Here is a 12067-nt window from a genome sequence, read left to right on the forward strand (position 1 = left end):
TCGTGCGCCCAGTATAAGGAATGCCATTGACAAGCTCTAGCCCCATGTCGCTAAACCCCGACCATCCATCGCATTGGAACGCCCTTTTTCACGCCCGTGCTGACGTCTCACCGTTCAACCAGCTCAATGATCTGTTGTCGATCAGTCACTTGCCTGACTGGCCGGATGCCGATGGCTTAAACCGCTGGGTAGAAGCGCTGGGAGTAGCCACTGTGCCTGCTTTTGTGGATCAGGACAGTCTGGCACAAGGGCTGGGGTACTATGAGGAGATCATTGCCAGCGAAGGGATCATTCCAACCCGTTCGCGCAATTGGCATGACCTGTTCAACGGCATCATCTGGCTATTGTTTCCCCGCACCAAGGCGCTGTTAAATCGCTTACACATGGATGATATCGCGGCGCACGGTGTGCATCCCCGTACCCGTCGGCGCAATCACATCACCCATTTTGACGAGTGTGGTGTGGTACTGGCGGTGTCCGACCCATCGGTGCCCGAGCTAATGGCTGAACACCAGTGGCGCGATGCGCTGGCGAACAAGCGTGAAGCCTGGGGGAACACCATCAGCCCGTTTGTGTTCGGACACGCCAATCTGGAGATGTTATTGACGCCTCACTTGTCCTTAACCGGCAAGTGGTTGGCGGTGGCGGTGGAGAATGACTTTCATCAATTGCCGTTTGCCGAGCAGTGCCATCAATTGGATGCATTGCTGGCCAGTCAGTTGCAACAGCAACAGACGTTTTCACAACCGCGTCCGCTGCGGCCGTTGCCGCTGTTGGGCATACCCGGATTCTGGCCCGATAACCAGAACCCAGCATTTTACGACAATACTGCGGTGTTCAGGCCCAAGCCTACACCACCACAAACACCGCCATCAGGCCCCAGATGATAAGGTAAGGGGCAATGGCGATGATCCAGGCCTTGTTGCTGGGCAGTTTGGTCCACTGACAAACACCGACGGCAATCAGGTACATACTCCACACATTTTCCAGCCGCATGGCGGACAGCAGGTTGAACCATTCACTGCTGAAATCCACACCGGCGATAAATGCCAGTGACAATGGGCTGAGATAAGCGGGGGATAATTGGTGATCGCTGGCCAACGCAATCAACAACAGGCTGATAAGCCCACCGATCAGGGTCGGCATACCGGCCCACCAACAAAACCCGTACCAGTCGGTAAAGCCCATCACACAATCGTCGTCCATTTTACTGGTGACATTAAGGTAAATCGCCATGATGGCGTTGATCACCACGATGCCCAGAAAGCCGAACACCAGCACATTGAAGGTCATCACCCCGGGGGTCATGTAATTGCGCACCTGATCCTGTTCGGCAGGACTCACTTCGGCATAATCCTTGGCGATCAGCATGTCGGTAAACCAACTGAAGTCGACAAACTGGTAATACATGTAGCTGGGCAGCAGGGCCATCATGACCACCAGTGCAAAGGGGATCCATGACCAGTTGTTGCGCTCCTTGAGCGTGGCAAACACCGCCCGGGGGCGGAAGAACACGTCGTTACAGGCCTGGATGGGGTTGGATACAGTTTCCATCGGGACAAATTTCCTTGTTGTCTGAGTTGTTTTTTCCCATAGTCTGCCAGAACTCCAGGGTGTTACAAAAAAATTTGCCGTTTGTGTGTAATAAAATCGGCAGGCGGGCATACTATGCTGGCATGGAAAACGCGCAACAAGGAAAAGGCATGATAGAAATCAAACAATTAGCCAAGAAATTCAAGGTCGAAAACCCGAAAAAACTGAGTGAGCAAGAGAAGAAAGATCCCCGCCTGCAAGGGCGTTTTTTCCACTCGGTAAAGGACGTTTCGTTCCGTTGTGAAAAAGGTCAGGTGCTGGGCTTACTCGGTCCCAACGGGGCGGGCAAAACCACCACGTTGCGGATGTTGTCCACCGCGTTGCAACCCAATGCAGGCAGCGTTGAGATCAATGGCATCGACGTGATGAAAAACCCGTTGCTGGCGCGCCAGAAAATCGGCTTCCTGTCCGGCTCAACCGGCTTGTATGGGCGCCTGAGCGGACGTGAAAATATCCGCTATTTCGGTCAGCTTCACGGTATGGATGAAGGTGCGATTGATCGTCGCCTGGAAGAGTTGATTGAATTGCTCGACATGGCCGATTTTATCGACCGGCGCAGTGAAAACTTTTCCACCGGCATGAAGCAGAAGACCGCCATCGCCCGCGCGGTGATCCACAGCCCCGATGTGGTGATCCTCGATGAGCCCACCACTGGCCTCGACATCATGGCGACCCAGACCGTACTGGATTTTATTCGTCGCCTCAAAGATCAGCAGGTGCCGGTCATCTTCTCCACTCACCACCTGGATGAAGTGGCAGAGCTGTGCGATGCGGTAACGGTGATCAACCAGGGCGAGACCAAGTTCTCCGGCAGTCTGGCGGCTTTTTCAGACCTCGCAGACGGTTCTTTGCACCAGTCATTTTTAACCGCAATTCAATAGGGAGTGTCGTTATGTGGTTAGTGTTTTTAAAAGAGATCAAGGAACTTACCCGGGATCGCAAAACCCTGTTTTTCATGATCGCATTGCCGATTTTGTTGTTCCCGATGATTTTCGGTGTGGTGGGGTATTTTTCCAGCAAAGCCCTGCAGGATGCTGAAAACAAGGTGCTCAAATACGCCATCATCGGTGCCGAGCATGCACCGGCGCTGGCTGAAGGGTTAGCCAGCGATGAGCAGTTTGCTCTGGTTGAGGTGGACCCCAGTGCCGACTATGCCGAACTGATCAACGCCGAAACCGTCGAGTTTGTGCTGGAAATTCCCGCCGGCTTTACTCGCGACGCGCTTCAGGACGGCCAGTCGGTGATCAAGTTGTACCTCAACGATGCCGGCGTCAATATGGTCCAGCGGCGGGTCAGCAAGCTGACCGATGACGCCTCCCAGCAATTGCAACAGGCTGCCTTCACCACACTGGGCCTGTCTGACAACCAGAAAACGGCATTGCTTGAACCGGTAGTGCTGGAGAAAGTCAATGTGGCTGACCAGCGCGAAAACTGGGGCGAGCGGATTGGTGGTCTGGTGCCTTACATTATCTTCATTTTGTGTCTGCAGGGCGCGATGTTTCCGGCCACCGATCTGGGCGCCGGAGAAAAAGAGCGCGGCACACTGGAGACCCTGCTGATCTCACCGATTGAGCGTCACAAACTGGTACTGGGCAAGTTCTTCACCATCGCCTTTGCTGGTGTGGTGGCAGCCCTTATCACGGTGTCGAGTATGGCGATATGGGGCATGGTACTGAGCCAGGGCATGGCGATAGAAATGGTCGCCGAGTTTATGGGCGCCATCAGCGCACTGGACTTTATCCTGATGTTCCTGATGCTGGTACCGGTGGTGTCTATCTTCGCTTCCGTTTTGCTCAGCCTGTCCATCTATGCCCGCAGCTTCAAAGAAGCGCAGAGCTACATGGGTTCCCTGGTGATCTTTGTGATCGTGCCCATCATCCTGGCCATGTTGCCCGGTGTTGAACTGGAAGACGGCTGGGCGTGGGTGCCATTGACCAATGTGGCACTGGCGATCAAAGAATTGATCAAAGGCACCATGGACTATGTTCAACTGGTCGGTATCTTTGGCTCCACGGCGTTGATCGCCGGCGCCCTGATTGCCTTCTGTGTGCATTGGTTTAACAAAGAAAAAGTGTTGTTCCGGTAAACTGTAGGGCGTCCTTTTGGCCGCCAACAATGTGACCAAAAGGCGGGGCACCCTGACAGGTGCCCCGCTGTTATTTGCAGGAGAGCGTATGCCCCATTGCGTGATTGAGGCCAGCCAGTCGCTGGTTGACCAATTCGGTGCAGACACCCTGGTTGAAGCCGTGCATCAAAGCGCCGCCGATTCGGGACTGTTTGACCCTGAAGACATCAAGACCCGCCTTATGCCCATTGCCCATTACCGTTGTGGCAGTGGCAGTGGCAGACTGGCGTTTATCCATTGTATTGTGCGCATCATGCCCGGGCGCAGCGAGCAACAAAAGGCTATGCTCAGTAATACTGTGCTGAACGGGTTGCTGTCACTGTCCCAACAACGGGTGTCACTGACCGTCGAAGTGTTAGACATTGACCGGGCGTGTTACAGCAAACGCGTGTTGACGGAGAATTAGGATTAACCATGTACCCTGATGATGTACTGCATTTCTGGTTTGACACCCTGACGCCACAACAATGGTTTCAGGTTGACCCCGAGGTGGATAAGGCGATTCATGCCCAGTTTGCAACGGTGCACGCCAGGGCAAGCATGGGCGAGCTGTGGCACTGGCGGGAAAAGCCTGAAGGCGCACTGGCCGAAGTGTTGGTGCTGGATCAGTTTTCCCGCAACATGTTCCGCAATACCGCCCGCGCATTTGCCAGTGATCCGCTGGCGTTGGTGCTGGCCCAACGGATGGTCGAGCTGCAGCAGGATCAGGCCCTGACCGAACGTCAACGGGGATTTGTGTACCTGCCTTACATGCACAGCGAGTCCCGTGCCATTCATGATCAGGCGGTACGCTTATACAGCGCGCTGGGGGATGCCGAACAGCTGGAATATGAATATCGTCACAAAGCCATCATTGATCGTTTTGGTCGCTATCCCCATCGCAATGCCATTTTAGGCCGCAACAGCAGTGCAGAAGAAACGGCGTTTCTGGAAACGCCTGGTTCGGGTTTTTAAACCGCCGTGCTAGGGCGCTGAAGACGCCGGCTTGCCCGGCGACTGGCCGAGTATGGCGTTGATGGTGCCCTGTGCTTTGAGCTGCTCAACAATCTCACCGATTTCGCGGCGCAGGTACGCATTCGCTGATGCTTTTGACAGGCCGATATAGACATCCCGGCTGCCCGGGTGGACATAGCTGGCATGGCGGATTTCCTCACTGTGCCCGGTGCTGGCGAGCAGGTAATCTGTCACCGTCTGTGAGCCGATAAAAGTGTCGATGCGGCCTTTGAGCAACATGTCTATCAGGCCTTCGAGGGTACTCAGCGGCACTTTGCGTAATCTTTTGTCCTGATCAAATTCAGCGAAGTACTCGCTGTCTCTGAGCACGCCGATGGTCAGGTTGCTGAGCGCATCGTAGCTGTCGATGCGCAGCGGACTGTCTGCCCTGACATAAAATGCCTGCGGTGGCTCTTTGGCAATGGCCGGTTCGACAAAATGGATCCGTTTTTCCCGTTGAGGACTTCGAAACAGGCTGACGTAGACGTCGGCACTGCCATTTTCGAGCATTTTGACACAGCGGGCGAAGGGGCATTGGACAAAATTCAGCTGCGCATGCAATGGCGTGGCAATGGCGCGCATGATTTGTACATCGAGGCCACTGGGTGGTTGATTGTCATTGAGCACGGTGTAAGGCGGAAAGTGATCCACTGCCATGGTCAATGTTGGTGTGATGTACGGGCTGATGGTTTCGTCGTAAAAGGCGCGCAACGCGACTTTGTTTTCCTGCGGCACATGACGCAGGTGCGCTTCCAGAAATGCCGCTGAGCGGTATAGTTTACGCAGTGCCTGATCCACGGAATCGATAACCCGCTGGCCCAGCGGGGAGCGTGAACAACTGATATGGCTGATCACAAACTGTTTTTCCTGGGCAATGGCGGCGGTCTTGATGTCGGTACGTTGGGCGCGCTGGGGAAAAAACAATGCGATTTGGGTCGGGTAGTCCAGTGACGCGTCAACCAATCCGTCGAGCAGTAGCTTGGGACCCGATTGGAAGCGGTTGTCGACGCTGTAGTAGCTGATTTGTTCTTCGGACAGGGCTTTGACCTGACGGTCGAGTGTTGCGCCAAGGGATACCCCTTTGACCAGTGCGATGCGGGTGCCGGGGTTGGCATCCAGCAGGGCTTTGAGGTCTGTTACCTGACCGTCCTGGTTGCGCAATGACGGTGGAATATGGATGCGTGTGGCGTTGTAGTACAACTGGGCCAGTGGGTGCACGTTAAGGGGCAGGCTGAACAGGTGGGTTGCTTCCCGTTCGGGCGTTTTTATCCGGTTGGCAACACAGGTATTGGCGGTTGCTCTGAGTTGCGCGTCCATGCGCGCCACGGAAGAGAACACAAACGAGATGTCATACTCGTCCAGTGCTGCCAGCACCAGATTGGTGGTGTCCATGCCGATGGAGTAAGGCTCTGATACGCGATAATGGTTGAGATCATCCTGATCATCCGTCAACCACAGGATGCTGTCTTTGCTGTTGCAGTGCAGTGACAACAACAGCAGCACACCACACAGGATGAGTTTTTTCAAAATGACGTCCAAGGCCAGGGATCATGACGTGTTGTAAAGCATAGCTCGCTTGGTGACGATTGCCCATCGGTCTTTGGTATAAACAGGCGCCAGACGGGCAGGGCGCCCGATTTATCGCGATAAACCGGGCGCGGGTGTTTTGCGTCAGGCCAGTTGACGCTTTAACACCTGCATCACGCTGACCGTCAGCCGCAATAGCAAGTAGCCGAGGATAACCGCCAGTGGGGTGTACCAGAAGCCGGTCAGCTCATCGCCCGGTGGCACCTTGTCGCTCACCATACCCACCACGATAGAATCGCCGCCAGCGGCCGACCACACGCCCACCGAATCGGGCACGATAAGGTTGGCAAAACCGGTCAGGATCAGTGCTGCGGCGATGGAAAATCCAAATACGGCCATGCCGTAGTACAGGGTTTTGGTCACGTTGCGGCGCACCGGTCCGATCGCGGCGAACCCTTCAGGTGGTGGGGTGCCCTGAGTAACATGCTCGACATAACTCTGTGCCAGCGAGCGAGGCGAGCCAAATCCCTGTAGGATCTGGTCGGCATCCACGACCTGGCCGCGCTGCTCGGTGGCTTCGATAACATCAAAAATATGTGACTCAATTTCCCGCAGCACTTCGTCGGCCTGGCCTTTGTCAAGACGGGACAGGTACCGGGATAAGGTTGTCAGGTAGGTATTGATCTGTTCGCGTTCGGTCATTGGGTACTCCTTGTTTATGCCGCTTGCTGCAATAGTGCTTCAATGTCTGCAACGGATTGACGCCAGCGTGCGCCTAAATCGGTCAGTCGTTGTTGTCCCTCGGTCGTCAGGGCGTAGTATTTGCGTGGTCGCTCATCACCTTGTTGCTGCCAGTTGGCGCTGATCACCCCATCCCGCTTCAACCGATCGAGCAGGGGATACAGGGTCCCTTCGGTGATTTGCATGGTGTCGAACTGGTGCAGGTGGTTGAGCAATGCCAAGCCATAGCGTGGGCCGGGGGCCAGTGCTGCCAGTACCACCAGTTCAAGAGAGCCTTTGCGCAACTGGGCATCCCACTTTGTAGCGGTGTCGCTCATTATGTTTCACCTTTTACTTTGTAATGAAAGTTACTATGTAATGCATAGTAATAATGTATAGCAATGTTGTTCGGTTTTGCAAGTGTCTTTTTTGTGACCGCGTGCAATGGTCCGCACAAGGCTGGGGAGCAGCACGTCAGAACGGTCAGGGAGCAACAGCGCGATGGGCGGTTTTATGCCACCCTGACACCGTTGTGGGGTGTCAGGATGACGGGGAAGGGATCACCTAGTGGTCTTCATGGCCCCAGGGGGCCGCAGGTGGTTTGACCGACGTGGTGAGGTCGAAATCGACCTGAAAAACCCGACCATCACGGCTCATGCGATAGCTGAAACGATCCGGGTACAGGTAAATCGACCAGGTATTGCCGTTGGATTGGGGGATCCCTTGGGCAACAAACAGATCCTGGGTTTCTGTGTCGGCCGGAAAGTCCTGTACCTGTGGCCAGCCGGAAGAAACCGTGTGGCCACCATAGTTAGTCAGAACATCATTGCTGCCGTCCTGGTGGCGATGGTCATGTTTAAGTACCAGGCCAGCATCATTACGGGTAATGATCCAGGTGCGCGAGGCGTCATCGCCGACATGAAACGGAATGTGCAGCTGTTTATCCGAACAGCGTCGCACGTGCATGATCAGGCGTTTGCCCTCGAAGCTACCACCGGCGGGGGTGTTTTCGACGATCTCACCTGCAAACGCGCGGCCGCACAGTGTTCTGAGTTGTTCAAAAAACGCCTCCTGGGGTGTATGGGCAGCAACAGCGGGGGCACTGGCGAGCGAAGTGGTGAGCAATGCACTCGTCAACGGTATAACCGATAAATGTTTTTTCATAAGCCGTAAGAAACCTTTAATAACCACAACACAATCACCGAATAGGTTATCGAGATGGGTAAACCAAAACGCAGGAAATCCTTGACCCGATAATTACAGGCGCTGAATACCAGCAGGTTGGTCTGGTAACCGTAAGGTGACAGGAAACTGGCGCTGGCGCCAAACGCGACGGCCAGCGCAAAGGGCATCAGCGGGGCACCCAGGGCTTCGGTCAGACCATACGCAAACGGGAACATCAGCGCCGCCGCTGCATTGTTGGTGACCAGTTCTGTCAGCAACAGGGTTAACAGGTAAACGGCCACCAGTGCCCAAAACGGATCGGTACTGCCCAATACCGGCCCTAACTGCGTGGTCACGGCGGCAATGACGCCGGTTTGCTCAAGGGCGGTGGCCAGACTCAGGGCGCCGACGATCACGATGATCAGGTTGACCGGTAAGTTGCGTTTGATTTCGCCATTGTTGGTGATGCCACACAACACCAGCGCGGCCAGGAAAAACAGCAGTCCTGTGGCCAAAGAGAGGACTTCGGTTGCTGCCAACAGCACCGTAAGCAGGAAGCCGCCGATGGTCAGGGTTTCCTGGAACGGGGTCAGCTTGGTGGGGATTTTCTTTTCTGACAGGATGAAAAAGTTTTTGGTCAGGTTGTGACGACTGAGAAAGTCTTTGCCGGTCGCCAACAACAGAAAATCACCGGCCTGCAGTTTTACTTCACCGAGTTTGCCGGATACCGGCTCGCCGTCCCTGCGCATGGCCACCACAGCCGCATCGAACAGGGCCCGAAAGCCAAGGGCTTTAAGGGTCCGGCCGATGATTTGTGCACGATTGGACACAATCACTTCGGTCAGGTTGTCGGTCAGTAAGCCGTTGCTCTCCGCGAACAGGGTCAGCCCCTTGATGTGACTGAGGCTGCTGACATTTTTGACGTTGCCGGAGAAGATCAGTTTGTCGCCGGTGTGGATTTCCAGCTCCGGGGTGACCGGGGTGATCAGCTTGCCGTTACGCACCACTTCAATCAGAAACAGCTCGGGCAGGTTACGTAAATGGTTCTGCTCCACGGTTTTGCCGACCAGTTCCGAGTCGGCTTCCACTTCTGCCTCAATCATATAGTGCTGATAGTCGGCCTGGCGATTTTCAATCGTCGGTAGCAGGGGTTGCAGCACAAACATCAACAAGCCGCAGCTAAGACCCGCCACCACGCCGTACAGGGTGAAATCCCAGAATGCAAAGCCGGGGTGGCCGTGTTCAATCAGAAAGCTGTCCACGATCAGGTTGGTGGAGGTACCGATCAGTGTCACTGTGCCGCCGAGTATGGCTGCGTAGGACAGGGGGATCAGTAGCCGGGACGCCGGATGATACTGGTTTTGCTTGACCGGCCCAATCATGCTGGCCACCACTGCGGTGTTGTTCAGCAGTGCGGAGGACACAAAGGTCACACCAAACAGGCGCAGGAAGCTGCCGTTAAAATTGGCCGTAACCAGGGTGCGACTGAGCTTCTTGATGATCGCGGTTTTGTCCACCGCGTTGCTGACCATCAGCAGTAAGATCAGGGTCAGTAACCCTTGGTTGGTCAGGTTATGGGCGACATTCTGCAACGACAGTTGCTGGCTGCCGATCAGCACCAGAATGGCAGCGGCGAAAATAAAAGAAGGGCGCTTGTGCGTAAACACAAGCGCCGCAATCGTGGCAAAAAACACTGCCAATACCAGCAGTTGATTCAGCTCCATGCTGTGCAATCCTGTCCCTTACTGGGCTGAAATATCCAGCGCGTTCCAGTGCGGGAAGTGCTTTCTGACCAGGGCATTGAGCTCCCGTTCGAACTCTGAGTATTCGCCGGTCTTGCCACTGTCCTGCACCGCATCGATGATCATACCGGCACCGACTGTACCGTTGGTCATGCGATCGATAATGATAAAGGCCCCCGTCGAGCGGTTACGGGTGTAGGGGTCACAGGCCACCGGCTGAGTCAGCTTGATGTTGGTGACAGCAATTTCGTTCAGCGCCAGATGCACCCCTTCGGTGTGCTCCAGGGTGTTCACATCAATCAGGTGATCGATGGAAGACACCGAACCCGGCACAAACTTGGTGGCAAATTTAAACCCATACTGTTTGTTTGGCATCATCGGCTCTTCTGCCATCCACACCATGTGAGCCTTGTAGGCATCGCTGTGCATGGGCAGATTGTCTGACTTGACGATCATGTCGCCACGGGAGATATCGATTTCATCTTCCAGGGTGATGGTCGCCGTCAAAGGCGCATGGATATAGTCCAGCTCGCCGTCAAAGGTGACAATCGATTTCACTTTGGACTGCTTGCCGGAAGGCAGGGTCGTGATCGCATCACCTTTGCGGATTTCACCGGATACTACAGTTCCGGCAAACCCACGGAAGTTAAGATCCGGGCGGTTGACGTACTGTACCGGGAAGCGGAAGTCCTCGGTGTTGATGTCGTCAGCCACTTCAATGGTTTCGAGCATTTGCATCAAAGGCAAGCCTTTGTACCAGGGGGCTTTTTCGCTCAGGTTAACCACGTTGTCACCGTCCAGTGCGGAGATCGGCACGAACTGAATATCCGGGATGTCCAGTTGCTTGGCAAATTCCAGGTAGTCTTTACGGATTTGCTCGTACACGTCCTGACTGAAGTCCATCAGATCCATTTTGTTGACCGCCACGATAACGTGTTTGATGCCCAGCAGGGACACCAGGAACGAGTGACGCTTGGTCTGGGTTTTCACACCACCACGGGCATCAACCAGAATGATAGCCAGGTCACAGGTAGACGCACCGGTCACCATGTTACGGGTGTACTGCTCGTGTCCCGGCGTGTCAGCGATGATGAACTTACGCTTTTCAGTGGAGAAATAGCGATAGGCAACATCGATGGTGATCCCTTGCTCACGCTCGGACTGCAGACCGTCAACCAGCAGGGCCAGGTCGACTTTATCGCCGGTGGTACCGACTTTTTTACTGTCTTTGGTAATGGCGGCCAACTGATCTTCGTAGATCATTTTGGAGTCATGTAACAAGCGGCCAATCAGGGTACTTTTGCCGTCGTCCACGCTACCGCAGGTAAGGAAGCGCAGCAGATCTTTCTGCTCGTGCTGTTCCAGGTATTTGAGGATGTCAGATTGCAATAATTCGTTTTCGCTGTTCATGACCTTAGCAACTCACTAAAAAATAGGGGTTCAATACGGATTCTTTCTGGTTGTAACGCAGGGGCGCGGCGTCTTCGCGCAGTGGGTCGTCGCTGTCGATGACCGTCACACTGCCGCCGGCAGCTTCCACGACCGCTTGTGCGGCACCGGTATCCCACTCAGAGGTGGGGCCCAGGCGTGGGTACAAGTGTGCTGCACCTTCAGCCACCAGGCACAGTTTCAACGAACTGCCCATCGCCACCAGTTCGGTATCACCGGGAAGACGTTCCAGCAATGCCTGGATTTCCGGGCTCTGGTGCGAGCGGCTACCCACCACTTTCCAGGTTTCACCCTGTTGGTGTGCCTTGGGTGTGATTGGACTGCGCTGGCCTTCGCTGATCTTAAACGCGCCATGCTGGTCAATGCCCACATAACACACGTCCAATGCGGGCGCATAGACCACGCCCAGAACGGGTTTGCCGTTGTCAATCAGGGCGATATTAACGGTGAATTCACCGTTTTTCTTGATAAATTCTTTGGTGCCGTCCAGAGGATCAACCAGCCAGTAACGATCCCATTGCTGGCGGGTCTGCCAGTCAATGTCGGCCGATTCTTCGGACAGGATGGGCAACTCAGACAAACCGCTGAGGCCCTTTACAATCACATTGTGGGCGGCCAAATCGGCATCGGTCAGCGGACTGGCATCCTGCTTTTCATACACACCAAAGTCTTGCTGGTAGATGTCCATGATGGCGGCGCCAGCCTGGCGGGCGATACGCTCCAAGCCATCGCCAAGTGCTACTAAATCCATGTT

13 protein-coding genes are annotated in these 12067 nt (G+C 54.8%); 5 read left to right on the forward strand and 8 right to left on the reverse strand.

Going from position 1 to position 12067, the window contains the following annotated elements:
- Positions 1 to 26: 26 nt before the first annotated feature.
- Positions 27 to 887: a DUF3025 domain-containing protein gene (locus LJ739_RS11295; RefSeq protein WP_229160561.1), complete on the forward strand. Its 861-nt coding sequence runs from the start codon at positions 27 to 29 to the stop codon at positions 885 to 887.
- Here LJ739_RS11295 and LJ739_RS11300 read toward each other — a convergent pair.
- Complete coding sequence (locus tag LJ739_RS11300) at positions 850 to 1554, reverse strand: Yip1 family protein (RefSeq protein ID WP_229160563.1); 705 nt, start codon at positions 1552 to 1554, stop codon at positions 850 to 852. The two genes, LJ739_RS11295 and LJ739_RS11300, sit on opposite strands and share 38 nt — an antisense overlap.
- Before the next feature lie 149 nt (positions 1555 to 1703).
- On the opposite strand from LJ739_RS11300, the gene LJ739_RS11305 reads away from it, so the two are divergent.
- From LJ739_RS11305 to LJ739_RS11320, 4 genes are all read left to right on the forward strand, one after another.
- On the forward strand, positions 1704 to 2474 hold the full coding sequence (locus tag LJ739_RS11305) for an ATP-binding cassette domain-containing protein (RefSeq protein WP_229160565.1): 771 nt from the start codon (positions 1704 to 1706) through the stop codon (positions 2472 to 2474).
- 11 nt (positions 2475 to 2485) lie between these two features.
- Positions 2486 to 3679 (forward strand): ABC transporter permease, encoded by a 1194-nt coding sequence (locus LJ739_RS11310; RefSeq protein ID WP_229160567.1) that lies wholly within the window; start codon positions 2486 to 2488, stop codon positions 3677 to 3679.
- Between the two features lie 88 nt (positions 3680 to 3767).
- On the forward strand, positions 3768 to 4124 hold the full coding sequence (locus tag LJ739_RS11315; RefSeq protein WP_229160569.1) for a 5-carboxymethyl-2-hydroxymuconate Delta-isomerase: 357 nt from the start codon (positions 3768 to 3770) through the stop codon (positions 4122 to 4124).
- Between the two features lie 8 nt (positions 4125 to 4132).
- Positions 4133 to 4672 (forward strand): DUF924 family protein, encoded by a 540-nt coding sequence (locus LJ739_RS11320; protein ID WP_229160571.1) that lies wholly within the window; start codon positions 4133 to 4135, stop codon positions 4670 to 4672.
- A gap of 9 nt (positions 4673 to 4681) precedes the next feature.
- On the opposite strand, the gene LJ739_RS11325 is transcribed toward LJ739_RS11320, so the two are convergent.
- The 7 genes from LJ739_RS11325 to cysQ all read right to left on the reverse strand — a co-directional run bounded on the left by LJ739_RS11325 (position 4682) and on the right by cysQ (position 12064).
- The gene (locus LJ739_RS11325; protein ID WP_229160573.1) at positions 4682 to 6238 is read right to left on the reverse strand and encodes a transporter substrate-binding domain-containing protein; all 1557 of its coding nucleotides are present in this window, start codon (positions 6236 to 6238) and stop codon (positions 4682 to 4684) included.
- 144 nt (positions 6239 to 6382) lie between these two features.
- The gene (locus tag LJ739_RS11330) at positions 6383 to 6940 is read right to left on the reverse strand and encodes an HAAS signaling domain-containing protein (RefSeq protein ID WP_229160575.1); all 558 of its coding nucleotides are present in this window, start codon (positions 6938 to 6940) and stop codon (positions 6383 to 6385) included.
- Positions 6941 to 6954: 14 nt separating this feature from the next.
- Complete coding sequence (locus LJ739_RS11335) at positions 6955 to 7296, reverse strand: PadR family transcriptional regulator (protein WP_229160577.1); 342 nt, start codon at positions 7294 to 7296, stop codon at positions 6955 to 6957.
- 226 nt (positions 7297 to 7522) lie between these two features.
- Positions 7523 to 8122 (reverse strand): hypothetical protein, encoded by a 600-nt coding sequence (locus LJ739_RS11340; protein WP_229160579.1) that lies wholly within the window; start codon positions 8120 to 8122, stop codon positions 7523 to 7525.
- Positions 8119 to 9846, reverse strand: a complete 1728-nt coding sequence (locus LJ739_RS11345; RefSeq protein WP_229160581.1) for an SLC13 family permease — start codon at positions 9844 to 9846, stop codon at positions 8119 to 8121. The genes LJ739_RS11340 and LJ739_RS11345 overlap by 4 nt, the downstream gene beginning before the upstream one ends.
- 18 nt (positions 9847 to 9864) lie before the next feature.
- Positions 9865 to 11274: a sulfate adenylyltransferase subunit CysN gene (gene cysN, locus LJ739_RS11350; protein WP_229160583.1), complete on the reverse strand. Its 1410-nt coding sequence runs from the start codon at positions 11272 to 11274 to the stop codon at positions 9865 to 9867.
- 4 nt (positions 11275 to 11278) lie between these two features.
- Positions 11279 to 12064, reverse strand: a complete 786-nt coding sequence (gene cysQ, locus LJ739_RS11355) for a 3'(2'),5'-bisphosphate nucleotidase CysQ (RefSeq protein ID WP_229160585.1) — start codon at positions 12062 to 12064, stop codon at positions 11279 to 11281.
- Between the last annotated feature and the right edge of the window lie 3 nt (positions 12065 to 12067).

It is taken from the genome of Fluctibacter halophilus, assembly GCF_020687825.1.
Lineage (GTDB): Bacteria > Pseudomonadota > Gammaproteobacteria > Enterobacterales > Alteromonadaceae > Fluctibacter > Fluctibacter halophilus.

Coding starts and splice junctions, on each gene's coding strand:
- LJ739_RS11310 (WP_229160567.1), top strand. CDS start 2,486: ATGTGGTTAGTGTTTTTAAAAGAGATCAAGGAACTTACCCGGGATCGC.
- LJ739_RS11330 (WP_229160575.1), bottom strand. CDS start 6,940: ATGACCGAACGCGAACAGATCAATACCTACCTGACAACCTTATCCCGG.
- LJ739_RS11320 (WP_229160571.1), top strand. CDS start 4,133: ATGTACCCTGATGATGTACTGCATTTCTGGTTTGACACCCTGACGCCA.
- LJ739_RS11340 (WP_229160579.1), bottom strand. CDS start 8,122: ATGAAAAAACATTTATCGGTTATACCGTTGACGAGTGCATTGCTCACC.
- LJ739_RS11300 (WP_229160563.1), bottom strand. CDS start 1,554: ATGGAAACTGTATCCAACCCCATCCAGGCCTGTAACGACGTGTTCTTC.
- cysN (WP_229160583.1), bottom strand. CDS start 11,274: ATGAACAGCGAAAACGAATTATTGCAATCTGACATCCTCAAATACCTG.
- LJ739_RS11335 (WP_229160577.1), bottom strand. CDS start 7,296: ATGAGCGACACCGCTACAAAGTGGGATGCCCAGTTGCGCAAAGGCTCT.
- LJ739_RS11315 (WP_229160569.1), top strand. CDS start 3,768: ATGCCCCATTGCGTGATTGAGGCCAGCCAGTCGCTGGTTGACCAATTC.
- LJ739_RS11345 (WP_229160581.1), bottom strand. CDS start 9,846: ATGGAGCTGAATCAACTGCTGGTATTGGCAGTGTTTTTTGCCACGATT.
- LJ739_RS11305 (WP_229160565.1), top strand. CDS start 1,704: ATGATAGAAATCAAACAATTAGCCAAGAAATTCAAGGTCGAAAACCCG.
- cysQ (WP_229160585.1), bottom strand. CDS start 12,064: ATGGATTTAGTAGCACTTGGCGATGGCTTGGAGCGTATCGCCCGCCAG.